Annotated in this window: 20 protein-coding genes; 9 read left to right on the forward strand and 11 right to left on the reverse strand. The window is 64.0% G+C overall.

What is annotated here, in order from left to right; genetic code table 11:
- Window positions 1-19: 19 nt before the first annotated feature.
- From M8R19_RS03940 to M8R19_RS03965, 6 genes are read right to left on the reverse strand one after another with little or no spacing between them, the layout of a single operon-like run.
- Window positions 20-433, reverse strand: a complete 414-nt coding sequence (locus tag M8R19_RS03940) for a type IV pilin protein (protein WP_009619290.1) — start codon at window positions 431-433, stop codon at window positions 20-22.
- An 11-nt stretch (window positions 434-444) separates the two neighbouring features.
- Window positions 445-4,725, reverse strand: a complete 4,281-nt coding sequence (locus M8R19_RS03945; RefSeq protein ID WP_249917084.1) for a pilus assembly protein — start codon at window positions 4,723-4,725, stop codon at window positions 445-447.
- Window positions 4,726-4,748: 23 nt separating this feature from the next.
- The gene (locus M8R19_RS03950; RefSeq protein WP_249917085.1) at window positions 4,749-5,288 is read right to left on the reverse strand and encodes a pilus assembly PilX family protein; all 540 of its coding nucleotides are present in this window, start codon (window positions 5,286-5,288) and stop codon (window positions 4,749-4,751) included.
- Entirely contained in the window at window positions 5,285-6,061 is a 777-nt protein-coding gene (locus M8R19_RS03955) for a PilW family protein (protein ID WP_249917086.1), read from the reverse strand. Before M8R19_RS03955 ends, M8R19_RS03950 begins: the two co-directional genes overlap by 4 nt.
- Complete coding sequence (gene pilV, locus M8R19_RS03960) at window positions 6,062-6,607, reverse strand: type IV pilus modification protein PilV (protein ID WP_249917087.1); 546 nt, start codon at window positions 6,605-6,607, stop codon at window positions 6,062-6,064. It lies immediately after the preceding gene.
- Window positions 6,604-7,107, reverse strand: a complete 504-nt coding sequence (locus tag M8R19_RS03965; protein ID WP_249917088.1) for a GspH/FimT family pseudopilin — start codon at window positions 7,105-7,107, stop codon at window positions 6,604-6,606. Before M8R19_RS03965 ends, pilV begins: the two co-directional genes overlap by 4 nt.
- 873 nt (window positions 7,108-7,980) lie before the next feature.
- Between M8R19_RS03965 and M8R19_RS03970 the strand changes: the two genes are divergently transcribed.
- Window positions 7,981-9,153 (forward strand): IS4 family transposase, encoded by a 1,173-nt coding sequence (locus M8R19_RS03970; RefSeq protein ID WP_249917089.1) that lies wholly within the window; start codon window positions 7,981-7,983, stop codon window positions 9,151-9,153.
- A gap of 207 nt (window positions 9,154-9,360) precedes the next feature.
- On the opposite strand, the gene pcaK is transcribed toward M8R19_RS03970, so the two are convergent.
- The 3 genes from pcaK to zapE form a co-directional block, all read right to left on the reverse strand.
- A complete protein-coding gene (pcaK, locus tag M8R19_RS03975) occupies window positions 9,361-10,710 on the reverse strand; it encodes a 4-hydroxybenzoate transporter PcaK (RefSeq protein ID WP_249917090.1) in 1,350 nt (449 codons plus the stop codon).
- Window positions 10,711-10,888: 178 nt separating this feature from the next.
- Entirely contained in the window at window positions 10,889-11,731 is an 843-nt protein-coding gene (locus M8R19_RS03980) for an IclR family transcriptional regulator domain-containing protein (protein WP_043266799.1), read from the reverse strand.
- Between the two features lie 260 nt (window positions 11,732-11,991).
- Complete coding sequence (zapE, locus tag M8R19_RS03985; protein ID WP_249917091.1) at window positions 11,992-13,086, reverse strand: cell division protein ZapE; 1,095 nt, start codon at window positions 13,084-13,086, stop codon at window positions 11,992-11,994.
- A 197-nt stretch (window positions 13,087-13,283) separates the two neighbouring features.
- Here zapE and M8R19_RS03990 point away from each other — a divergent pair, with 197 nt between their 5' ends.
- The 8 genes from M8R19_RS03990 (at window position 13,284) to M8R19_RS04025 (ending at window position 22,098) form a co-directional block, all read left to right on the forward strand.
- On the forward strand, window positions 13,284-15,179 hold the full coding sequence (locus M8R19_RS03990; protein ID WP_249917092.1) for a c-type cytochrome: 1,896 nt from the start codon (window positions 13,284-13,286) through the stop codon (window positions 15,177-15,179).
- Between the two features lie 158 nt (window positions 15,180-15,337).
- Window positions 15,338-16,492, forward strand: coding sequence for a catalase family protein (locus tag M8R19_RS03995; RefSeq protein WP_249917093.1), 1,155 nt, complete (start codon window positions 15,338-15,340; stop codon window positions 16,490-16,492).
- 238 nt (window positions 16,493-16,730) lie between these two features.
- The gene (locus tag M8R19_RS04000; RefSeq protein WP_249917094.1) at window positions 16,731-17,111 is read left to right on the forward strand and encodes a hypothetical protein; all 381 of its coding nucleotides are present in this window, start codon (window positions 16,731-16,733) and stop codon (window positions 17,109-17,111) included.
- Entirely contained in the window at window positions 17,108-18,235 is a 1,128-nt protein-coding gene (locus M8R19_RS04005) for a DUF6575 domain-containing protein (RefSeq protein ID WP_249917095.1), read from the forward strand. Before M8R19_RS04000 ends, M8R19_RS04005 begins: the two co-directional genes overlap by 4 nt.
- A gap of 26 nt (window positions 18,236-18,261) precedes the next feature.
- Window positions 18,262-19,803 carry an AAA family ATPase gene (locus M8R19_RS04010; protein WP_249917096.1) on the forward strand — a complete coding sequence of 514 codons (1,542 nt, stop codon included), beginning with the start codon at window positions 18,262-18,264 and terminating at the stop codon, window positions 19,801-19,803.
- Window positions 19,804-19,844: 41 nt separating this feature from the next.
- Window positions 19,845-20,663, forward strand: coding sequence for an HNH endonuclease (locus M8R19_RS04015; protein ID WP_249917097.1), 819 nt, complete (start codon window positions 19,845-19,847; stop codon window positions 20,661-20,663).
- A 131-nt stretch (window positions 20,664-20,794) separates the two neighbouring features.
- The gene (locus tag M8R19_RS04020) at window positions 20,795-21,115 is read left to right on the forward strand and encodes a hypothetical protein (protein ID WP_249917098.1); all 321 of its coding nucleotides are present in this window, start codon (window positions 20,795-20,797) and stop codon (window positions 21,113-21,115) included.
- Between the two features lie 485 nt (window positions 21,116-21,600).
- On the forward strand, window positions 21,601-22,098 hold the full coding sequence (locus M8R19_RS04025) for a BRO-N domain-containing protein (protein WP_249917099.1): 498 nt from the start codon (window positions 21,601-21,603) through the stop codon (window positions 22,096-22,098).
- Window positions 22,099-22,651: 553 nt separating this feature from the next.
- Here the strand turns inward: M8R19_RS04025 and M8R19_RS04030 are convergent.
- Together M8R19_RS04030 and M8R19_RS04035 are read right to left on the reverse strand one after the other, a co-directional pair.
- Window positions 22,652-23,305 (reverse strand): HAD family hydrolase, encoded by a 654-nt coding sequence (locus M8R19_RS04030; RefSeq protein WP_249917100.1) that lies wholly within the window; start codon window positions 23,303-23,305, stop codon window positions 22,652-22,654.
- Between the two features lie 59 nt (window positions 23,306-23,364).
- The gene (locus M8R19_RS04035; protein ID WP_249917101.1) at window positions 23,365-24,663 is read right to left on the reverse strand and encodes an MFS transporter; all 1,299 of its coding nucleotides are present in this window, start codon (window positions 24,661-24,663) and stop codon (window positions 23,365-23,367) included.
- Window positions 24,664-24,941: the final 278 nt, after the last annotated feature.

Here is a 24,941-nt window from a genome sequence, read left to right on the forward strand (position 1 = left end):
CGCACGCTTTCGCCCCGGCTCATTGCCAGCAGCTGCTGGCCGTGCCGGTGCCGGTGGCGCCGCGGGTGCCGGCCTGGTCGAGGGTGAGCGTCAGGCATTCGCTGTCCCTGGCCTGGCTGCCGGTGGCCGTGGCGGTCAGGGTGTAGGTCGAGGCGCTGACGTTGGAGATGGCCAGGCCGTAGTACTGCAGGCTGGCGACGTAGCTGGTCATGTTCAGCGCCGCGGCGCTGCTGGCGTAGCTGTTGTTCTGCGCGAAGTAGCGCTCCTGCCGCGCCGCGGCCTCGCTGAGCAGCGCCTGGCCTTCGGCGCGGTGGCTGCGCAGCACGTACTTCTGGTAGCTGGGCAGCGCGATGGCCGCGAGTATCGCCAGGATGACCACGACGATCATCATTTCTATCAGGGTGAAGCCGCGGCTTCGCTGTGCAGGTTTCATCGCTGGCCCTTTCAGTTGGAATCGCTCGGCAGCACCTGCCAGCTGCGCCGGCCGCTGACCGTGCCGGTGTTGGTGGCCACGCCGTCGAGGGTATTTTCGGAGTTGCCCCAGGTGTAGCCGCCGGACAGGGTGATGTCGCCGCCGTCGGTGACGAAGCCGGATATCGACTCGTAGGTGCCGTCGCTGTTCAGGTCGAAGACGTTGTAGTCGGTCTTGCCGCCGCTCTCCGGGTCCACCGCGTAGACGGTGCCGGACAACCCCGCGGCGCAGGTGCCGGTCTGCGGCGTGGAGCTGGCGAAGATCAGGCTGGAGCCGTACAGCGTCATGTCGTAGATCAGCCGCTCGCCAGTGCGCGGGAAGTCGAAGTACCAGCCCCAGGTGGCGACGTTGGCGTCGGCGGTGTTGCCGCTGCTGTCGTACCAGGTGACGTCGCTCTCGCTCAGGGTGTAGGTGGTGGTGCCGTCGGTGGTGCCGGCGGTCAGCGTCTGCTGTTGCAGGTCGCTGCGCGTCCTGGCCGCGGTCAGCGAGGCGCTGGTGGCTTCGCCGGCGGTCTTGCGGTCCCAGATGCCGTAGACGCTCTGGGTGGCGGTGGAGGTCTTGTCCGAGGTGGTCAGGTAGCGGCCGGTGCCGAAGGCGACGATGTAGCCGGTGCCGCTGGGATGTTCGACCAGGCTCGGCGCCGCGGTGATCGGCTGGCGCACGCTGCTGGCGTTGCGCGCCACGTATAGCGGATTGCCGCCGAAGGCCACGGCGAACTTGGCGTCGGCGGCGCTGGCGGTGAGCGGGCTGCTGGCGCTGGTATCGATCAGGTCGAAGCGCCAGAGGTCGCCCAGCAGGTCGCCGGCATAGGCGTAGTCGGCGATGCCGTCGCTGTTCACGTCGGCCACGTAGAGCCGCGACAGGCCGTTGGCCAGGCTGTCGATCGCGCCAGTGTCGGTGGTGGTCAGGCTGGGGGTGGCGGTGATCTTCTTCAGCAGGGTGCCGCTCTGGATGTCGATGATCAGCAGCGAGGCGCTGTTGCTGCCGCTCTCGTAGCCGTTGGGCACCAGGGCCACCCACTTGCCGTCGTGCAGGCGGGCGATGCTGGGCTTGGCGGCGGTGTAGCCGAGGCTGGAGTCGTTGTCGCTGGTGAACTCCCAGAGCAGGCTCGGCGAGGCCGGGTCGGTGATGTCCAGGGCGAACACCTCGCGGCCGCCGGCGCCGAGGCTGCCGAGCAGCACCTTGTGCCAGGCCGAGCCGTAGTAGACGTCGGCCACCACCGGGGTGCCGTCGACGAAGTAGCGGTGCTCGGTGCCTTCGTCCTGGCCGTAGTCGCTGGCGGTGAGGATGTTCAGGTTGGCGATCACCGCGCTGGGGATGAAGGCGAACAGCTCGGCCCCGGTGCTGGCGTTGAAGGCGTGCAGCATGCCGTCGTTGGCGCCGACGTAGACCGCCGACGGCTTGGACGCCTGGTCGCTGGCGTAGGTGGCGTAGCTGGTGCTGCCCTCCAGGGCGTCGGCCCGCGCGGTGATGTAGTCGGCGCCGCTGACCAGCACCGGCGAGGAGTTGACGATGTCGCCGAGCAGCGAGGAACGGCTGCGGAAGCTGGTGTTGCTGCCGCGCAGGAAGTCCACGCGGGTCGAGCCCTTGCTGTCGACCACGCCGGCGGCGGTGCGGTTGAGCGTGGTCTGCTGGGCGCTGCTGAGGTTGGCCCAGGTGAACGAGGTCAGGCTGCCGTTCTTGGCGAAGTAGATGTTGCGGCTGCTGGGCAACTGCGCCGAGGCCTTCCACAGGGTGGTGGTGGTCGTGCTGGTGGCGCCGCTGCTGGAGGTGGTCTTGACCTTCTGCTTCTTGATCAGGTCGCCGGTCCAGTCGCTGGAGCTGAAGTTGGTGCTGTAGACGTAGTCGCCGTCGTCCAGCGACTGCGAGTCCACCGCCACCGCGGTGACCGAGGTGTTGAGCTGGAGGATGTCGTCGAAGGCCGACTTCAGCTGGCTGGCCAGCTTGCTCGGGTTGCTCACCAGGAAGTAGTTGTCCGGGGTGCCATCGCCGTCGGTATCCCAGGTGCTGAGGTCGCTCTTGCCGTACTTGGCGGCGTACCACAGGGGGTCCTGCAGGGTGGTGACGGCGGTGGAGGTGGATGGCGTGAAGGTGCGGGTGTGCGAGTCGGAACGCCCGCTGATGCTCGCGCTGTTGTTCGCCAGGCCCGGCAGGTAGCTGCAGTTGGCGTTGGTCGCCGAGCAGTCGCCGGGGTACTTGCCGTCCGGGGTGTCGAGCTTGTAGCGCGTGGTCCCGCTGCCGCCGCCGGTGACCTCCAGATAGACGCCGTCCTTGGTGGTGCCGGACATGGTGTAGCCCATGTGCGACTCGTAGGAGGCCACCGAATACTCGGTCTTGGAGGTGACCGACACGGTGCCGTCGCTGTTGGCCGTCACCGTGTAGAGCACGATGGCGTCCATGTCGTAGTCGCTGCCCTGGGCCGAGTCGTCGTAGACCACGCGGAAGGTGATGGTGCTGATGTTGCCGCTGCTGTCCTTGGTCAGGGTGTCGATGTAGAAGCCGGTGATCTGGCTGACCACGCCCTGGGTCACGTCCATGCTGAAGGGCACCAGCTTGAGGCTGCCCTTGCTGGTGGTGATCTTGATGTTGGGCAAGGTCGAGGACAGCGCGATGGAGAAGCTCTGCACCTTGTTCGAGCCGGCAGTGGTCAGCACCGTCTGGCTGCCGAAGTAGCTCACCGCGGCGGTGCTGTAGCTGCCCTGGCGCGTCGGCTCCTCGGCCAGGCCGCGGATGCTGGCGAAGCTGCTGGCGGACTTGGCGGTGGGCGCCGAGTCGTTGGTGGTGCCGGAGGATTCGCCGATGTTGACCTTGGCGCTGGCGCCCACCTCCTTGCTCCACAGGGTGGAACCCAGGGTGGCGAAGTCGAAGCCGATGTCGTCGGTGGGTTTCACGTCGCTGCCCAGGGTGCTGCCGGGCACGTCCGAGTCGTAGCTGGGGTTGATGTCGCTCATCAGCGTCATGAACGGCCGGGTGCACGACGGATAGGTCGAGTAGGGGTTGCTCCAGGTGGATACGCTGGACAACCCGAGCGCGGTGTCGATGCTGCCCGAGGCATAGTTGCCGTTGAGCGCCTTGCCGGCGTAATAGCGTAGGGCCTCGTAGGCCATCTCGCCCAGGGGGTTGCCCCAGTCCGGGCAGCTGCCGTTGGTCAGCGGATTGAGCAGGGTGCCGCTGCTGCAGCGCTGGTAGTACACCAGGCGATCGAGGTTGGCGACGATGCCGCTGTTGTTCACGTAGCAGCGCGAGTTCAGGCAGCCGGTGCCGCTGGTGGAGTCGGTGAGGAAGCGCCCGGTGCTGGCGGTGTATTCATCGCCGAAGCTGGCCGGCGCCTTGCGCAGCACGCCGCCACGCAGGTTGTTGGTATAGGTGCCGGTCATCAGGCCGAAGTACATCTTGTTCGAGGCGCCGTAGTCATGCAGCACCCCGGTGGGCTTGTAGACGCTGCCGTACTGCACGCAGTTGCTTTCCAGCAGGCCGCTGACGCAGGCCTGCACGCGCACGGTCATGTCCGGGCTGGGGGTGACGCTGGTGCTGGAGGAAATGGTGTTGGTGGCCTGCGGGTCCTCCCGCGAAACCCAGTTCCAGATGCGGTAGCTGGTATTGCTGATCACCCGCAGCTTGGGCACGGCGCTGCTGCTGTAGCCGGTCAGCGTGGAGGTGCCGCTGGCCGGCCGCGAGGTGTTGGCGAAGAGGATGTACTTGCTGCTGTCCGGGACGCTCAGCGGCGCGTAGTCGGCGATGTTGTAGCCATCGCGGGCGACGCTCTTGTATTCCTTGCCCCAGCTGTGCGCGTCGTTGGGGATGAAGGCGCGCTCCAGCACCGTGGCGGTGGCGCTGTCGGTGGAGCGGTAGCCGCCGTAGAGCACCTTGCGCAGCACGTCCAGGCGCGACATGGTCAGGTAGTTGAGGAAGTCGCCGCTCCACTGGCTGCTGCATTTCTTGGTGCTGGTGACGCTCTTCGGGACGAAGACGTTGTTGCTGCTGTCGTAGCTGTAGCACTTGTACGAGTCGAAATAGCCGGTGTAGTCGATGCTCGGCTTGTAGTAGATGTCCAACTGGCCGTCGCCGTCGATGTCCGAGGCGTCGTTGTAGGCCGGGAAGTAGAGCTTCTGGTCGCGGCCGACCACCAGCATGTTCATCGGCGGGGCGATGTTGCTGACGAACAGCGGCGTCTGCGCCAGCACCGAGGCCCGGGCGCCGGCGCACAGCAGGCAGGACAGCAGGAACAGCGCCAGCATGCGCAGCGGTTTCATGGCGGGGAGCCTCCTTGCGGACCTCATGGGATCACCAGCGCGGTGCTGGAGCGCAGGCACAGGGTGTTGGCGGCGCAGCCGGTGGCGCTGGCGCTGTCCTTGTAGGCCTGGGCGTTGACTTCGTAGTAATAGGTGCAGCCGGACTGGCCCTTGGACAGGTAGGCGTTGGCGCTGCCGCCGGAGCCGCCCTTGCAGCTGTTGCCGATGTAGCGCAGGTACCAGCGCGCGTTGCGCGGCAGGCTGGTGGCGCCGTCCAGCCCGGTGTAGGCCGTGGCCCCGGAGAAGTCCGCGGCATAGCTGCTGGCCAGGCCGGTGTAGCAGGGGCTGGACGACGAGCAGGCCTCCAGCGCGCGGCTGCTCTCGCTCACCCTGCCCTCGCCTTCGCGCAGCGCCGATTCGGCGGCGCTGGTCAGCCGCTGCAGCTCCAGGCGGTTGCCGGTCATCCGCCCTTCCAGCTGCATCTCGCGCATGCCGCCGACCGCCAGCAGGGTCAGCACCAGCAGCATCACCAGGGCGACGAACAGCACGGCGCCGCGCTGCCGCCCCTGCACAGGAATACTCATGGCATCAGGTTCCTCAACATGCTGCTGCCGCTGACGATGCGCCGCAGGGTGCCGTCGCCGTCGGTGCAGGCGCTGCCGCCGCTCAGGGTCGTCCAGTTGGCGCAGGTGGTGGTGCTCATGCCGCCGGTCAGGTTGCTCCCGCTGCTGGCCAGCAGCAGCGTGTAGCGCAGGCTGCGCACGGTCTGCGCGCTGCCCGGGCTGGCGACGTACTTGGCGACCTGGCGGGCGTTCTCGTCGGTGCCGGTGTCCACGCCGTAGTCGAAGTGCACCGCCGCCACGTTGTCGGCCAGCACGCTGCCGTTGCAGCTGAGCTGGCCGCTGGCCAGGCCGATCTTCTCCACCACGTCGTTGCTCGGGCTGAAGGTCGCGTAGGGCGTGGTCAGTCCCGGCACGCTCGCCAGGGAGGCGCCGGTGCAGTCGGTGTCGGCGGCGTCGCGCGGCTGGTAGCGCAGGCACAGGGTGTTGGCGTCCACCCGCACCAGCGCCTGGCCGGCGGCGAAGCTGCAGCCGTTCGTGCTCTGCGCCGGGAAGGCGGTGCTCATGCGCGCCGACGGCTGGCGCCGGTAGCCGGCCCGGGACAGGCGCGCGTCCAGCACCTGCTGCAGGTAGCGGGCGTTGTCGAGGTTCTCGGACTGGCCGGCGAAGTAGCGGGTGCGGGTGCTGCCGTCGAGGTACATCTGGGTGACGCCCAGTATCAGGAACAGGCCGAGGGTCATGGCCACCATCAGCTCGACCAGCGAGAGGCCGGCCTGGCGGCGGGAATGGGCGGGCATTCAGGGTTCCTCGCGCAGCACGTAGTGGCAGATGGTCGGGTCGCTGCCGGGGCTGGCCTCCAGGCACTCGCCGGACTTCACCCGCCAAGCGAGCTGGATCTCGATGGCCGAGCCAGTGCCGCTGCAGGTGCTGGCGCCGTTGCTGCGGCAGATGTGGAAGTCGCTACTCATCAGGCTGGCTGCATCGGGCAGCGCCTGCTGCGCCCGCTGCGCCCAGCAACCCAGGCGCTGCGCAGCGCTCAGCGCAGCCAGCGAGGCGCAACTGCTCGGCGCCGCCGGGAAGGCGCTGCCGCTGGCCTTGTAGTAGTCGGAGCTGGCCGGCGGCGTCAGCGGCGTGCCGGCGTCCTGGGCGGAATAGAGGTCGGTGCGGATGGTCTCCATCAGCTCGTCGGCCAGGGCTGCCGCCGTGCCGCGCACCGCCATGTCCTGGGAATAGGCGATCGCCCTGCCCTGCATGGCGAGCATGCCCAGCACGCCGACGCAGATCACCAGCAGCGCCACCAGCACTTCGATCAGGCTGAAGCCGGCCAGGCCACGGCGCGTCATTGGCTGCTCCCCGAGCCAAAGCTCATGTAACCCGAAGCGGCGACCTTGATGCTGTAGCTGCTGCCGCTCTTGCTGCCGCTGAGGCTCAGGCTGGCCACCGCGGCGCTGCCGTCGGCATGGAAGGTCAGTGCGCTGACGCTGCTGCTGACGCCGATGCTGGTGGGCAGGCTGAGGCGCTGCGACACCAGGCTGGAATCGAGCGAGGCGCAACTGCTGGCGCGCACCAGCAGCCACTCGTAGGCGCTGCCGTTCTGGCACAAGCTGGTGGCGGTGCGCGTGCTCACGGCATCGGCGCGGGCGGCCTGGAGCAGGCGGTAGAGCGCCGAGGCGGAAGACTTCACCCGGCTGGACTCGATCAGCGAACCGAAGGCCGGCACGGCGATGCTGGCGAAGATCGCCACCAGGGCGACGACCACCATCAACTCGATCAGGGTGAAAGCGCGCTGACCACCGGCCCCCTCCCTGGGCGCAGGTCTGCGCGGGTGAATGAAAAAGCTCATGGCCCGAACCGCTCGAACGACAGTTGCGTGAAACCCCGGCCGAGGGCCGGGATGCGATGGGCCTATTGTCGGGCCGGCGTTAGCGGCGGCATGTGTCCTTAATTTTTCATCGGCGATACATTCGCTACCGCTCGCAGGTGGGGGGAGACCGCTCGTCTGGTGTCATCTTTGGGGGCGGAAGAGGATGGCTCTTCGTAGGAGCGAGCTTGCTCGCGAACAATGGTTACCGGTGACGTAGGTGTTGGGTTCAAGAGCACCCTCACCCCAGCCCTCTCCCGCAAGCGGGAGAGGGGGCTGTCCTGAGTGAGGGAAAAACTCAGAGTCATCCTGATACTCCCATCTCCCCCTCGTCATTCCCGCGAACGCGGGAACCCAGAGACTGCTGGGTTCGCGAGCAAGCTCGCTCCTACGAAGAGCAAAAGCAAAAGCGCGTTCGCTCTTGCTTTTGGACTTCCAGAGAAACCTCCGCGCACTCCGAAACGCCCCTTCAGAAGGCCGAACGAAACCCGCGCTCAGGAGGTCATGCGACATGGATGTCGCGAGAGCCCCGCGGGCTACAGGGACGTACCCTCGGGGCGGGCCTCCGTGGCGGGGGAATTCGCGAGGGTAGCCCGGCTCCATCGGGCCCGTATGTGGGGCAAGCCTTTTTGGTTCCTTTTGTGGCGTTTGACAAAAGGGACTCGCCCGAGGGGGCGAAACAAAAAATCTCCGCAGACTCGGTGCGGCGCAGAAACACCCAAGCCAAGGCCACTGGGTTCCCGCGTTCGCGCACTACTGTCCGGAATATTTATCGGGGAAAGTCTGGAGGGCTTGCGGGGGCTGAAGGCACGGGTTAAACCGTTGAGCGCCAACTCAACCTCACAGCCCCGCAAGATGTTCAGGATAAGCCGTTTTCACGATGTTCTAAAAGCGCTGCCTCGCGGCGTCTTCGATCGACTGGTCGCCGAACAAAACGCCGACAAGCACAGCAAGCGCTTTGGCAGTTGGGATCACCTGGTGGCCATGGTGTACGCCCACCTGGCAGGCGCGAGCAGCCTGCGTGCGCTTGAAACCAGCTTCAACAGCCACCCCCATCAGCACTATCACCTGGGTACGGGCCCGATCCGACGTTCCACCCTGGCCGACGCCAACGAACGCCGTAATACCGAGGTCTTCGCCCAGGCAGCGCACTACCTGATGGCGGGCGTCTGCCGGCAGTTACGCCGTGACGGGAAAGAGCTGCTGTACCTGCTGGATTCCACCACGATCCCCCTCAAGGGCCCTGGCTTCGACGAATGGACGTTGTCCAATCGAACCCGCTCCCAGGGGCTGAAAGTCCATGTGCTGTATGCCGAGCAGGCGGCTGCGCCGGTGCACTGCAGCTTCAGCGCAGCCAACGTCAACGACGTTGATGAAGGCAGGAGGCTGAACATCGAACCGCAGGCCACCTACGTGTTTGACAAGGGTTATTACGACTTCAACTGGTGGGCGAGCCTGGATGCCCAGAAGGCCCGCTTCGTCACACGATTCAAGTCCAATGTGCAGCTCAAGGTCCTGGCTCAGCGCGAGATCCCCCAGCAAGACCGGGAAACGATCCTGCGAGACGAAGAGGTGAGTTTCTCCAACCGCAACCCAGGTGGCCGGCGGCGTAATCACTACACCCAGCCCCTGCGGCGGATCCTGGTGAACCGCCCAGGCGATGAGCCGCCTCTGAGCCTGGCGACCAACGACCTGAGTAGCCCGGCGGCAGAAATCGCCGAGCGCTACCGGGATCGCTGGCGGATCGAGCTGTTTTTCAAATGGATCAAGCAACACCTGAAGGTCAGGCGTTTCCTGGGCCGTAGCGAGAATGCCGTGCGCATCCAGATTCTCTGTGCGCTGATCAGCTACTTGTTGCTGAGCCTTTACCAACGCAGGACGGGAACGCAGCAGAGCCTGTGGATGCTGATGGTGGAGGTACAGGCGACGCTGTTTCAGCGTCCTGGCCTGGAGGCTGAACGTTACCGACGACGGCAAGAGCGAATACGCGAGATCAACCTGCGTCAGGGGCAACTGTTAATAGCATGAGGCGTGCCGGACAGCAGTGCGCGTTCGCGGGAATGACGAGGTGAGGTTAGGGGTGGGAGGATGGCGCCTGACCGACGCGTCGCTCGGGACAGCCCCCTCTCCCTTCAGGGAGAGGGTTGGGGAGAGGGAGCGGAGTTCCCCCCGAAACACCAATGCAGCCGGGAAATGCCATTCGCGAGCAAGCTCGCTCCTACAATCCCCCCAACCTCAAGTCGCATCAGCGTGACTAACCACCCCCTTGATCACCACCGCCGCACTGGCAATCGCCGCCGGCACCACCAACGCAGTGAGCACCTGCTCGAAGTTCCACCCCAGCCCCAGCAGGGTAGCCCCGATCCAGGCCCCGAGGATGGCACCGAAGCGTCCAATGCCAAGCATCCAAGACACCCCGGTGGCACGCCCCTGTGTCGGATAGAAGCGCGCCGCCAGCGAAGGCATGGCCGACTGCGCACCGTTCACACACATGCCCGCGGCCAGCACCAGGCCCGCCAGCAGGCCGAGGGTGCCCAGGCTCTGCCCCACGCAGTAGGCGAAGACACCAGCCAGGCAGTAGAAGATGCCGATCACCTTGTGCGGGTTGAAACGGTCCATCGCCCAGCCCACGGCCACCGAGCTGAGCACCCCGCCGAGCTGGAACAGCGCGCCGATGAAGGCCGCCTGCTCCAGGCTGGCGCCGCTGTCGCGCATCAGGGTGGGCAGCCAGCTGGTGAGCAGGTAGACGATCACCAGGCCCATGAAATAGGTCAGCCACAGCAGCAGGGTGCCGGCGCTGTAGCGGCCGGCGAACACCACCTTGAGCACGTTGCCGCTGGGCGCACTGCCCTGCTCCGGCACGCTGAAGCCGCCGGCCATGGCGACCTCGGCCGGGGCTATCGGTTCCAGCGCCTTGCGCACGCGCGCATCGCCGCGGTTGCGCACCACCAGGAAGCGCGCCGATTCCGGCAGCCACAGCAGCAACACCAGGGCCAGCGCCAGCGGCAGCACGCCGCCGAGCAGCAGCAGGCTGTGCCAGCCGAAGGCCGGGATCAGCTTGGCGGAGATGAAGCCGCCGCCGGCCATGCCCAGGTTGAAGCCGCAGAACATGCTGGTGACCAGCAACGACTTGAGGCGCTCGGGGGTGTACTCGGCGAGCAGCGTGGTGGCGTTGGGCATGGCCGCGCCCAGGCCGACGCCGGTGAGCAGGCGCAGCACCAGCAGCTGGTCAAGGTTGGCGCTGAAGGCGCAGAGCACGCTGAACAGGCCGAACAGGAACACCGCCGCCACCAGCACGACCTTGCGCCCGAAGCGGTCGGCCAGCGGGCCGGAGCCCAGGGCGCCGAAGACCATGCCGATCAGCGCGGCGCTCATCACCGGGCCGAGGCTGGCGCGATCGATGCCCCAGTCCTGGGTCAGCGCCGGGGCGATGAAGCCCATGGCCGCGGTATCGAGGCCGTCGAGGAAGACGATGAGGAAGCACAGCAGGACGATGCGGTACTGGTACGCCGACAGCGGCTGGGCATTGATGAAGGACTGGATGTCCAGGGTGCCGGTGGACGGCAGGGTGGCGGAACGGGTCATGCGGCGATTCCTGCAGGCGGACAGGAATGAGGGCACCACCGGGGCGTGGACCGGCGGCCGTCACTCATTGTTGTTATTCGATGCCCTCGCGGGCGGACGGCCCACAGTACGAATTGCCTGTCAGAGCTTCAATTCGATAATCGCCATTGCGGGCGGTTATCGACCATAACCCTGATGCTCAGTGAAACAGCCGCGTGCTCAGCTCCCGGCTGGCCTCCAGCAGCACCGGCAGGAAGCGCGTCTCCAGCTCCTGGCGCGACACCCGGCCGACGTGGGTGCCGACGTTCAGCGCCGCCAGCACCTGGCCGGCGGAATCCTTCAGCGGCACCGCCACCGAGCGCAGGCCCATCTCCAGTTCCTGGTCGATGATCACCCAGCCCTGCCGGCGGATCTCGGCGATGCTCGCGCGCAGGCCCTCCGGGGTGCACACGGTGCGGCTGGTCTTCACCTGCAGGTCGGCGTGGGCCAGGTAGTCCTCCAGGGCCTGGTCGTCGAGCCCGGCGAGCAGTATGCGGCCCATGGACGTGCAGTAGGCCGGCAGCCGGCTGCCCACGCTGAGGTCCACCGAGATCAGCCGCTGCGGCGTGGCCGAGCGGGCGATGTAGAGAATCTCGTCGCCCTCCAGGGTGGCCATGGAACAGGCCTCGCGCAGCTGCTCGCTGACGCGGTCCAGCAACGGCTGCGCGGTGACCGCCAGCGGCGTCGACGACAGGTAGGCATGGCCGAGGGTCAGCACCTTGGGCAGCAGCGAATAGGTGCGCCCGTCGGTGGTCACGTAGCCCAGCTTCATCAGCGTGTGCAGGCAACGGCGCACGGCGGCGCGGGGAATCTCGGTGCGGTGGCTGACCTGGGCGATGGTCAGGTGGCGCTTGCGCTCCTGGAACGCATGGATCACCGCCAGGCCGCGGGCCAGCGAGGTCATGAAGTTGGGGTCGCCGGTGAAGGCCTCGATGCGCTTGGCCGGCGAAGCGACGATGGGCGGGGCCAGGGTGGCCTGGCTGGCGGAATGTTCGTCGGTCATGGCGAGGTCCTGTTGGCGGCGGATTCGGCCGATTATCGAAGCGTCGGGCGATAATCGCAAATACCGGTGATCGATAACCGAACACACTCCCCGGAGGTCACCAAACGGAGGAAAGCGTCGAAGGTTATGGGGCCGATACGCGGGGGCCAAGTCACTGGATCCCCGCGTTCGCGAGGATGACGATGGAGGCCCGCGGACTTAAATCCCGCCCGTCACTCCCGCGAACGCGGGAGCCCAGCGACTCCCCCCGCCGCCAACAGTTACGGCGCGGCCTCGTCCTTCACGTCCAACGGCTCCAGCTTCAACTGCCGCAACCGGCTCAAGGTCCGCCCGAAGTCGATGGCGGTCCCACCTTCGGCCAGGCGCTCCAGCGACACGCTGGCGAACAGCTGCAGGCGCAGCTGGCGGTCGTAGGCGATGTCGATGAAGTTGAGGAAGCGCATGCTCACGTCCGGCGGGTAGTCGCCCAGCGGGCCCAGGCCGCTGACCGCCATGCGCGGGAAGTGCTCGATCAGCCACAGGTAGTCGGCCGCCGAGCGCGGGCGTTCGAACAGCTCGCTGAAGTCGAGCCAGGCGCGGCCCTCCTCCAGGGCGTGGATGCGCAGCGGGTGGTGGTTGACGTCCAGCACCTGGTCGAACTGCGCCGCGTCGTCCAGGCCCAGGCGCTTGCCGATCAGCGCCAGGTCATCGGCGCGCGCCGGCCACAGGTAGCTGCCCCAGTTCTCCAGGGGCGTGGCGCGCAGGCGGTAGTCCTCGCCGCCATCCAGCGGCACCACGTCGAAGCGCTTCTCGAGCAGCTCGATGGCCGGGCGGAAGCGCTCGCGGTACAGCGGGTTGGGGCACAGGCCGTCGGGCTCGTAGTTGGAGGTGCAGACCATGCCCACGCCCTCCTCCACCAGCACCTTGAGCATGCGCCCGAGCAGCATGGCGTCGCCGATGTCGTGCACGTGGAACTCGTCGAAGCACAGCAGCCGCGTCTGCGCGGCGATGTCGCGGGCCGCCCGCGCCAGCGGGTCGGCCTGGCCGGCGAAGGCCATCATGCGTTGCTGCAGCTCCTGCAGGAAGGCGTGGAAATGCACGCGGCGCTTGGCCTGCAGCGGCGCGGCAGCATAGAAGCAGTCCATCACGAAGCTCTTGCCGCGGCCCACGCTGCCCCACAGGTACACGCCCGCGGGCGGCTTGCGCAACCAGGAGCGGCGGCCGCCGAGGAAGCCGTCCAGCCAGTCGGCCAGGTGCTCGATGGCGGCCAGTTGCGAGCCGTCGGCGCTGTAGCCGCGCTCGTCCAGGGCCACGCGGAAGTGCCGCAGCACCCGCGTGGCCACCGATTCGTCGTCGAGGGAATGGTCGGAACTCAAGACACACCTTTCGACATCACCGACAGTGATGTCCCTTGCAAAACAGCGGATAAACCGCGAACGGACCTGGCCTGTGCCTGCTGCGGGGTGGCATGGTGGCAGGCAAAAACCCTGGCTTGTGTGCGGCATCACCTTGCCAACCGGTGCCGGTATTGGCATAACGATGGCCCCGGGCCTCAAGAAACAAGGAAGTTGCGATGCGCATAATCGGACGGATCATACTCGCTATCGTCCTATTGCTCCTGCTCGTGGGGGGCGTGCTGCTGTGGTACGTCGCCCACCCCAACGTGCCGCAGTACACCGCGCCCGACAAGCTCAACCTCCTCCCGCAATGGGACCAGCAGGCCCGCGAGCACTACTACTACACGCCCCAGGGCACCCAGGTGAAGGGCCTGCTCTACGACTGGTTCATCCACCTGCGCCAGCCCTTCTCCAAGCAGAAATTCGCCGACCCGGCCAACCTCGCCCGCTACGGCTTCCTCATCGACCCCGAGCAGCTCAAGCCGGCGAAGGAGCGCAAGCTCGACCCGAACAACCCCGGCAACCTGCCGGTGGGCTTCGCCCGCCACAGCAACGGCGAGAACGGCCCGCAATACCTCGACATCACCTGCTCCGCCTGCCACACCGGCGAGCTGCGCTACAACGGCCAGGCCGTGCGCATCGACGGCGGCGCGGCCATGCACTCCATCGCCTCCACCGTGCCCACCGTGCGCGGCGGCGCCTTCGGCCAGGCGCTGGGCATGAGCATGCTGTTCACCTACATCAACCCCTGGAAGTTCGACCGCTTCGCCGAGGACGTGCTGGGCAAGAACCCCGACAAGGAAGCCAAGGCCGAACTGCGCGCCGGCTTCAAGGACGTGCTCGGCACCCTGCTGGGCACCGCCTGGAACGACACCCGCCGGCGCCTCTACCCCACCGAGGAAGGCCCCGGCCGCGCCGACGCCTTCGGGCGCATCGCCAACGGCGTGTTCGGCGACCACATCAGCGCCGACAACTACCGCGTGGCCAACGCTCCGGTGAACTACCCGCAGCTGTGGGACATCTGGAAGTTCGACTGGGTGCAGTGGAACGGCTCGGCCATGCAGCCCATGGCCCGCAACATCGGCGAAGCCCTGGGCGTGGGCGCCACCCTCGGCCTGCTCGACGCCGACGGCCAGCCGGTGCTGGGCGACGCGCGCTACGCCTCCAGCGTGCGGGTGCAGGACCTGCACTCCCTGGAAGAAGGCCTCAAGACCCTCAAGCCGCCGGCCTGGCCGGAGCAGGTGTTCGGCGCCATCGACCTCAAGCGCGCCTCCCAGGGCCGCGCGCTGTTCCGCGAGAACTGCCAGCGCTGCCACGGCCCCCACGTGGTGGAACCGGACCAGCGCCTGGCCCCCGCGCGCGACCCGGAATGGAAGATGAGCATGATCCCCACCACGGTGATCGGCACCGACCCGACCACCGCGGACAACATCGCCAACCACACCTACGACCTCACCCCGCTGAAATGGCAGCTCGACGAGCTGAACAAGCTCAACGTAGTGCTGATGCCACCGCCCAGCCAGCCGCTGGACCTGTCCAGGCTCTCCGCCGCCAAGGGCCTGGCCTACATCACCGCCTACGTCGAGCAGCGCGCCTACAAGGACGCCAACATCGGCCCCGAGGAGCAGAAGCGCATGAACGGCTACGGCCTGGAGATCGGCGTGCGCGAACTGGCCGCCTACAAGGCCCGCCCGCTGGACGGCATCTGGGCCACCCCGCCGTTCCTGCACAACGGCTCGGTGCCCAACCTGTTCCAGCTGCTCTCGCCGGTGGCCGAGCGCGACACCCAGTTCTACGTCGGCACCTTCGACTTCGACCCGAAATTCGTCGGCTACCGCACCGAACGCTTCCCCGGCGGCTTCCTGTACAAGACCAGCGTCACCGGCAACAGCAACCGCGGCCACGAATTCCGCGACGGCTGCCGCAAGGACGGCGCCATCGGCCGCGCCCTGAGCCCGGACGAACGCTGGGCGCTGGTGGAATACCTGAAGGTGCTGGGCAACCCGGCCTACGAAAGCCGCCTGACCGACGAACCCACCCCACCCTGGACCCCAGGCCCGAAATGCGAGTGATGCCCGAGCGGAGCTGACCAGCTAACGGAGTAGCCCCGCCCCACTCCGAACAGTCCCCTCTCCCTTCAGGGAGAGGGTTAGGGAGAGGGCAAAAACTCCCCACACACTCGACCCCCACAGAAGAAAACCAAGAAAGCCCCCCGCAAAGGACCGCCCCCATGCGCGCACTGCTCACCCGGATCTGGAACCTCCTCGGCAAATGGGTGGCGCTGCCCATCCTCTGCCTGGCCCTGCTCGGCCTCGTCGGCCTGGGCATCGGCTGGGTGTACTACAGTATCAAGTTCAGCGGCCCGGTCTCGACCCAGGAACAGGTCCCGGCGAACGAAGCCCAGCAGACCCAGGCCATCATCGAAGACGCCATCCGCATCGTCGAACAGCACCGCGACAACACCCGCGTGCTGCGCGACGCCCACGCCAAGGCCCACGGCTGCGTGAAGGCCGAAGTCACCGTCAACCCCAACCTGCCCGCCGACCTGCGCCAGGGCGTATTCGCCCAACCGGGCAAGGTGTGGAACGCCTGGGTGCGCTTCTCCAACGGCAACGCCTACCCACAGCAGGACAGCGCCAACGACGCCCGCGGCATGGCCATCAAGCTGCTCGACGTGCCCGGCGCCAAACTGATGCCCGGCAAGGGCCACGACGGCGAGCAGGACTTCGTCATGTTCAACCACCCGGTGTTCTTCGTCCGCGACGTGGCCGAATACCGGCAGAACTTCAACGCCCAGGCCAACGGCCAGAAGATCCTCGCCTTCTTCCCCAGCTGGAAGCCCAACACCTGGGAAATCCGCCACCTGCTGATCGCCCTGCAAACCCTCGCCCCGGCCCCGGCCAGCCCGCTGCAGGCCAGCTACTTCGGCATAGCCCCGTACAAGCTCGGCGAGCAGAACAACATCAAGTTCCGCACCGTCCCCGCCCCCGGCGCCTGCCCCAACTACCAGTTGCCCAAGCTCAACGAAAAACTGCCGAACTTCCTGCGCACCGCGCTCTACCAGCAGCTCTCGATAGACCGCGTCCCGGCCTGCTTCGCGCTACAGGTGCAAAAACAGGACGCCAACAAATACATGCCCATCGAAGACACCAGCGTGGAATGGAAAGAAAAGGACTCCCCCTTCCAGACCGTCGCCCTGGTCAGCATCCCCCCGCAGGACTTCGACAGCCGCGACCAGAACCTGATGTGCGACAACCTCTCCTTCAACCCCTGGCACGCCCTGCCGGAGCATCGGCCGATTGGTGGGATCAACCGGTTAAGGAAGGCGGTTTATGAGGCGGTGAGTGTTTATCGGCATGAGAGGAATGGGGTGGGTGGGGAGTGAGTTGCCCGCGATTTGGACCACCACACGCTGAGCATTAGATACGGAACCTAGGAGCGGCTGCTGCCAGAAGCTCATTCAAGGACGCCCATACTCGACCTAGCGCTGCCTGGTAATAAACCTCTTGGGCTGTTCCATTGGCAGTGAAAAGGTAGGCTCCCTAGGCAAATGTCGTGACACCATCGCCACGTGGTGGCTAGCATATGGCCTTCACTGCTTTATCAAAAATCGGAATAGTGACATGGATGTGAAGCACGAGTGGTACGAGGAACTACCTGAGCAATGCCCCCCTTCCGGGGCTTTCAGCCTTGATGGTTTCGTTTGTTACCGCCTTTGTGAACGTGCCGAGCCAGCGGAAGGAGATTTCCTTTCTCATCGTGCTTTGTTCCCGCAGAAGACTTTCCGCGTTCCCGAGTGCCAGGCTCGTGCAATATCCGTGTTCAAAAAGCCGGAAGACCTGGATCCTGTGCTGAAACTCGCTATCCATAAGCACAAGGCTAAGGTGAAGGTCATCCTCGGCCAGGCTGATGGGGTTGCGATGAAAACCGGCAATGGCAGCCACTATTCTTGGTGGCGCTCCAGGCGGTTCGATCTGGCGTGCGCAATCGAGGGCGAGGCATGAAAGCAATCAAGCTTCTGCATGTGTTGCTCGACTACGACTACCCGCAGGTGTTCATTGCGAGTGATCTAATTGGCGTTCGCTACGTTTGCATGGTCTCTGAGGTAGCTGCTCAAGGCCCTGAATTCCTCTGCGTGCCAGTTTCAGGCAGGCGTTGTGATGATTTACTGGGTGGGAAGATTGACCTGAGGCAGGTGTACGAGGAACCAGAGATTCCGGAGTTCTACCATGCCACACCAGACGACTTGATCGAACCGTTCGACATTGAGCGCGCGCAGATGGAGGTAGTGTCGCAAGAGTTGTTGCCAGAACCTGGTTTGACCTTCTCGCTCAACGACGAGGTTTTGATCAAGGCGCAAGAGTTAAATGCCACCGTTGCATATGCGTCACTTGGTGTTCCAGAGTCTGTGCGAGAGCCACGTATTAGGACACGCAAGCTGTCCGCCTTCCTGAATATTTATCAGGGGGTGCTCAGGAATCTGGCAAGAGCCGCTGCTAAGGCGGCGGGCAAGCCGATTCCCAAGGGCGAAGATCCGTATGAGTCCGATGTATTTGGTTTCTGCTATGGCTCTTTCACTGTTCAGGTACGCAGCGCCGAGCCTTGTGACATGTTGGGAGAGAATAAAGCGCTGATCATCGCATTCCAGACACTTAATGAGTTTCTGGACGCGGCTGTCAATACCGATGATGCCATGCAGTTCCTCACCAAACTGAAGGGTCACGCAGCTTCATCGTTAATCGGGCTGCTGAACTTCATTACGGAAAATGATTGCCAGCTCACCAACCGCTGGTCAACACCTGGGATGCAAAGCTCCAATCAGAGCCGGATCCGTGTCGCGACCGCACAGAACATTATTCAGCGTTGCCTACTGCGCGAAGACTTAAGCGTGGAGAGCCTTGAGTTAGTTGGCGTCGTGGACTCTGCTGATGCTACTGCTGGCTTTTGGAAAATCTTCGTCGATGGAGTTGCATACAGCGGCGGAGTGAAAGAAGGCTCAGGTATCAATCTTGCAGGTATTACGCTGCGCAATCGATACAGATTTCGGTGCGAAGAGAAGATCGAGATGGTGCTGGGCACTGGCCGCGAGATCAAGAAAATCAGCCTCGTGGGTTTCGCTCCGGCCTAGAGGGTCTCTACGACGAGCAGGGAAAAATGAAATTTCACATCATAGGCAGGGAAGATAAATTCCCGAACGCCGGAGTTAGTGCTGCTTATCTGAAATACGACCGCTGGAACGATCACAGCTTCATCACGATGTTCTATGTGATCGTATTTGACGAATTTGGCCAAGCCCACGACCTTGAGAACGTCAAGATCGGGTTCAAAGGGCAGGATACCTCCACGTCCACTCGCTCCAAACTTCCCGATTCTTTTGAGAGGCTTCCAGAGGGCTTCTTTTCACTCGGTACCAATGTCGAATATTACCTGAAAATTGCAAACTCATCCTCGGGCGAGCTGCGGTCTGACTTCCTTGGTGGAATGAATGACATCGTTGCAAATCCTGAAATTTTGGAAACGATCAAAGATGAGCCAGTGTTTTCAATCTCGTTGTTGCGCGATGTCAGCCTGACCAGCGTCAAAAATCAATTTACGAGAGTGCTTCTTGGTGGTGCTGTCCGAACCAATTTCTCCTTCGTCTACACGAAGCAGGCTGACAGTTCTACCGCTGGGATTGAGTTGAGTTTCGAGGTAGACGTTGATTCGACGCCCCTAACAAATGTGCACGCGCTAATTGGGCGAAATGGCATCGGGAAAACCACCATCCTCAACGGCATCATCAAAGCCATTCACAATGACCACACTGGTGCAGATGCCATTCACCAGACTGGGTTTTGGGGTCAACAACGGGCGGTTATTACCCCAGATTTCTTCAGCAGCGTAGTGCTCGTATCCTTTAGCGCGTTCGACCCCTTCGACCCGCCTCCAGAGCAGCCTGATCCAGCCAAAGGAACCTGCTTTTTCTATGTTGGGTTGAAGTCAAAAGGTGAGGACGCATGGCATGAGCTGAAGCGCCGGGACGCCCTCAAATCTGACTTCCTTGCCGGTATGAGAGGGTGCCTACGGGATACGCATAAGCGCAATCGTTGGCAGCAGGCCGTCACAACCCTGCAGTCTGACGAGAATTTTGCAGGTTTGGGATTCGAACGGCTTCTGTCCTTGAGCGGCGAAGAATGGGTCGCGATCGCGAGTGAAATCTTTTCGAACCTCAGCTCCGGCCATTCGATCGTGCTGCTGACTATCACCAAACTGGTCGAACGGGTCGAAGAAAAAACTCTCGTCCTGATGGATGAACCTGAAAGCCATTTACATCCGCCGTTGCTATCGGCATTGATTCGAGCGTTGAGTGAGCTGCTTCTGGATCGCAACGGTGTAGCGATCGTGGCCACGCATTCGCCTGTGGTGCTTCAAGAAATTCCTGCGTCGTGTGTATGGAAAATTCATCGGTCTAACTTGGTAGCCTCAGCGCAGCGGCCAACAGTCGAGACGTTCGGCGAGAATGTAGGGATTCTGACCCGGGAAGTTTTTGGCTTGGAGGTGGCATCCTCGGGTTTTCATTCACTGCTTGCAGCTGAAGCTGCCGAAGGACACAGCTTTGACGTGATCCTTCGAAAATTTGGTGGGAGATTAGGACTCGAAGGGCAGGCAGTTCTTCGGGCGTTAATCGCTGAGCGTGATTCGAAGGGGCAGGTATGAAGCAACTGTTAGCCCCGAGCTGCACTCCAGAGGAGGCCTACATGGCCTGCACTTCTGCGATCATCGATGATCAGCAGCGAGACCGAATGAGGAGCGTTCTTCCAAGTATCACGGCCAACGCAGCTGAATATATCGAAAGAGTCGCTGCCGGATCCACTTGGGAAATGCCATATCTGAGATCGATCAGGGGGGAAGACCCCTTCGTGATCGATGACATTCGAAAAAGCGAACTGATTCATCTCTATGACTACTACATGGTGCAGCGAGAGCCTGGCCGAGCGCTCTACGACTCTATTTTGGTGGCTGCAGGTGATCATTGTCCGACATGTGGAGGAATAGGACAGCCCCGAACCCTGGATCATTATTTGCCAAAAGCCAACTATCCGAAGCTAGCGATCGTTCCCCATAATTTGATCCCTGCCTGCCGTGATTGTAATACCGATAAGCGCAACCCCCTGATTGACCACCCGCATCAGCAACCGCTTCACCCGTATCTGGACAAACGACAGTTTTTCGAGGAAAGGTGGGTCAGCGTTTCCGTATCCCACACCAGCCCCTGCACGATCACCTATAGCGCCAGTCCACCGGATGACTGGAGTGATGAGGACAAGGCAAGGGCAGTAAATCATTTTGACCTGTTCGGAATTGCCGAGCGCTACAGCATCCAAGCGGGCTCAGAACTCAGCATCCTGATGGACTTGCGTGGGAACTATTTCAGCAGGCTTCCCCCAGAAGCGTTTTCTGATTTCCTCCGCTCAGGCGCTAATGCAGCTAGCTTGCTGATCAATGGATGGAAGAAGGTGCTTTACGAAGCCTTGGCGGATGATGTCTTGTTTTGCAATGCCGAACTCTGGCCGTAATTACCCGGTCACGATAGGCAGCTTTTGGCCGGTAGCCGCCTTACGTCAATAGCAACCACCTTTAAGTTTTCCCACGCTCAATTTATAAGGACAAAATGAAATATCATACAGGACTAGCTTTTCGGACTAACATGAGCTTGGAGCAACTCGCTTTAATTATTGGCCTTCAGGACTACGAGATTGACTGCGAAAACGAAGATGAATGGGCGATAGGGTCTTGCTGCGGAGTGTCCAAAATTGATATTTCCCGACACCATAGAGTTGATTCCCTGGAAACGGATACCACGATATTTCGATATGCATCTGGAATGGATAGAGTAATCCCCAAAGAGACCATTTCAAAAATTATTCAACGCCTCATTGCAAATGGCGTAATTAATATTACTGTTTCAGGATTTGACACTTCAGGTAGACATCTAAGTGCAACCACCCAAGAAGAGCTCGGAGTATAGAGGGGGACTTTTTCTGTAGCTACAGCACTGTGTCCTATGACGATGCAAAACGTGCTTGGGTAGATCGTGTCCAAGAGCATACGCTAAGTTACATAGGCCGTTTTCTTCGCGTGACCGTCTGCTTCTGCTGTTCAACAGCATATTGCTTTACCAAGCGCTCAAGTCTCGTGCACCAACAGCAGTCACCAAGGACTGGTGACATCATGGCCTCTTGACCATCCCCCACTCTCGTCCCTACCCTCCACTCGCCCCGTGAAAATGACTGGGCCGGGTTTAGCAGCCCGAACTCACTAGAAGCGGAAACGCTAGGCGTTCTTTCGGTGATGTCATTCGCCCAAAGAAATCCGTTATGGCGGGCCGCATGGGGAGACCTTCGGGTCTGCCGGCTTCTAGTGGTCGGTCTGCTAACCCTGTGCGGTTCCGCCTCCATCCGATTAGCAGCGGTTGGTCGCGGTCCTAAACTCACTAGAGAAAGGATCACTTCCATGGACGAATCCACCCTCCCCACCCCGCTCTACTTCTTCCACAAGCACCGCGCTCTCCGCGCCTTATTGCTCGACGACCAGGTCTGGTTCGTGCTGGACGATCTGCGCCGGCTGATCGGCCATCCCAGCAGCGAGCGGCTGGCCAGGCGCCTGGAGGATGATCAGTTGTGCACGCAGTGGCTGCGCCTGGACGATGGCGGCAGCCTGGAGCGGCTGTTGGTCAGCGAGTCCGGTGCTTATGCGTTGTTGTTCCATTTCGCCAATACCGATCTGGGTGGGTTGCGGCGGTGGATCAGTACGCAGGTGGTGCCGGAGGTGCGTTGTCAGGGCGGCGATGGCGGGCCGCGGCAGTTGTGCCTGAGCTGGGGACGGCAGGGTGTGCGGGTGCTGGATTGGCAGGGGCAGTTGTGGGTGAACATGGCGGAGTTGCCGCGGGTGGTGCGAGGGTCTGCTGAAGCACGGGCGGGTTGGCGGGAGTGGGCTCGGCGGTTGAGGTAGGGGCTGTTTGTAGGAGCGAGCTTGCTCGCGAACCGCATGGCACCGCGTTTGTTCGCGAGCAAGCTCGCTCCTACGAGAAGCAGTGGTTGCCTGCAACGTTAGCGGGTCTTGCCCGCGATTCGCGCGCAGGGCGCGCTCCTACAGGGGGCGCGGTGTGACGTGCTGGGTTGTAGGGGCTTGCTTGTGGATGGTGTTTGTCGGTGATTGCGGGGTTTGGGGTTACGCCGTTCCCTCTCCCCAGCCCTCTCCCTGAAGGGAGAGGGGGCCGTTCGGCGTGGCGGGGAGGGGGTCGGTGCCGACCTGTAGGAGCGGGCCCTGCCCGCGATTCGCGCGCAGGGCGCGCTCCTACAAGGGGGCGGTGTGAAGTGCTGGGTTGTAGGGGCTTGCTTGTGGATGGTGTTTGCCGGTGTTTGCCGGTGATTGCGGTGTTTTGGGGGACTCCGCTCCCTCTCCCCAGCCCTCTCCCTGAAGGGAGAGGGGGCCGTTTGGTGTGGGCGGGAGGGTCGGTATCGGCCTGCAACGCTAGAGCCGCCTTTAAGTGGCGGTGGTTGTTTCAGCGCCAGTCGAGGATCGGCCAGCCGGCTGTTTCGGCGTGGTAGCGCAGGGCTGGGTCGGGGTTTACTGCTCGGGGGTTTTGCACCAGGGATAGCAGGGGCAGGTCGTTGCGGGAGTCGGAGTAGAAGTGGGCACCGGCCAGGCTTTCGCCCTGCTCTTGCAGCCAGGCTTGCAGGCGGGTGACCTTGCCTTCGCGGTAGGTCAGGGTGCCCTGGGTGCGGCCGCTGTAGGTGCCTTGGTGCTGTTCCAGGTCGATGGCCAGGACTTCGGCCACGCCCAGGCGGGCGGCGATGCTGGCGACCAGGAAGTGCGCCGAGGCGGAGATGATCAGCAGGCGGTCGCCGGCTTCGCGGTGCTGGTTCAGGCAGCCCATGGCGTCGAAGCGGATGCAGGGGCCTATGACTTCCGTGACGAAGGGTTCGACCGCTGCGGCGACGGCCTCGGGGCTGCGCCCCGCCAGGGGGGCCAGGGTGAAGGCCATGTAGTCTTCCATCGCCAGCCGGCCTTCGGCGTACAGGGCCATGAGTGCCCGTTCGTGGCGGACGAAGGCGTCGCCTTCCACCCAGCCCAGGTCGGCCATGTGCCGGCTCCACAGGCTGGCGCAGTCGCCGTCGATGAGGGTGTCGTCCAGGTCGAAGAGTGCGAGGGCCATGGGCGTTCTCCTTGTTTATTCGGGAATGCTGGCCGGGCCGCGAGCGGCCCGGTGGTGGCTCAGCGGGCTTGCAGGGCGGTGGCGGGTTCGGCGCCTGCCCTCCCCTGCGGGAGGCTGTGCCAGAACGGCACCAGCAGCAGGCAGGCGGTCAGCGCGGCGCAGGTGAAGAGGATGAACACCGAGAAGGTGTCGAAGTAGCCGGGCAGCAGGCCGCCGAGGATCGCCCCCACCGAACCGCAGCCGTTGACGAAGCCGGTGGCGGTGCCGGCGGCCTGGCGGGTGCCGAAGTCGATGGCGGCGGCGCCACTGATCATCGAGTCGGGGCCGTAGAGGGTGACGCCCATCAGGAACAGCAGCCCCACCACCAGGTACAGGTTGCCGCTGAGCAGCACCGGGGTGAACAGCGCCAGGCACGCCGCCAGCGCCAGCAGGCTGAGCACGCAGGCAGGCATGCGCCGGGCGCCGAACAGCCGGTCCGAAGCCAGGCCGATGAGGATAGGCCCGAGCAGGCCGGCAACCTCGAAGGCGGTGGGGACGACGGCGGCGGCGACCTTGCCGATTTCCGGCATGCGCTCGTAGATGATCACCGGGCCCCAGAACAGGATGGCGTAGCGCGCCGGCTTGAGCAGGAAGTAGGCCAGCCCCAGGACCAGCACGGTGCGGTTGCGCAGCACCTGGCGCAGCGCGTCCCACAGGCCGGTGGTGGCTTGCGCCTGCGCTTCCTGTTCGTCGTCCGCTGGCGGCAGGCCGACGTCTTCCGGACGGTTGCGCTGCAGCAGCAGGAACAGGCAGCCCACGGCCAGCACCACGCCGGCGGAGGCGCTGAAGGCCACCTGCCAGTCGTCGCTGAGCTGGTAGGCGCACCAGCCGACGAAGGGCGTGGCCACCAGGCCGCCGAAGGCGTAGCAGGTGCTCCAGTAGCCCATGGCGCGGCCGCGCTCGGCGGTGGAGAAGAAGCCGCCCATGTTCTTGCACAGCCCCGACCAGCCGGTGGACTGCGCCAGGCCCTGGACGACCATGCAGGTGGCGAAGATCGGCACGGTGGCGAAGGTGCCCATGGCCAGCGCCGCCAGGGCCGAGACGAACAGCCCGCCACCCACCACCACGCGTGGGCCGAAGCGGTCGGCGAAGCTGCCCCAGACGAACTGGCCCACGGCGTAGGCGGCGAGGTAGAGGGCGTCCAGGTCGGCCATGGCCGCCTTGTCGAGGACGAAGCCGGGGTCTTCGCCGATGCCGAGCTTGGCCACGGAGAAGGCCTTGCGGGTGAAGTAGAAGGCGGCGTAGGCCAGCCAGGTGATGGCGAAGATCTGGATGCGCCAGCGCTGCCGGGCCGTCCAGCCGCCGCTTCGAATCTGCATGGTGGTGGTCCCCCATTGGTTGTTCTTGTCGTGGGTGCGGCCGGTGCACGGCAAGGCCTGGTCCGGCGCGTGGGGGCGATCTTAGGGGTGGCGCGCCGCGCAGAACTTGACCGCCGGCTCACGCGGCGAACCCCTGGGGTCAAGTCCCACAACGCTCGGCGCAATTGCGGAAATCAGCTACGGCGAGGGCGGTGCAGCACTGTCGGAAATCTGCGCGTCTCCAGCAAGAGTGTGGCGTGGGCAGGTGATGGGCGGGGCTTTGACGGCAGGCCGGGATT

The organism is Pseudomonas sp. R3.Fl (genome assembly GCF_023516765.1).
Taxonomy (GTDB): Bacteria; Pseudomonadota; Gammaproteobacteria; order Pseudomonadales; family Pseudomonadaceae; genus Pseudomonas; species Pseudomonas citronellolis.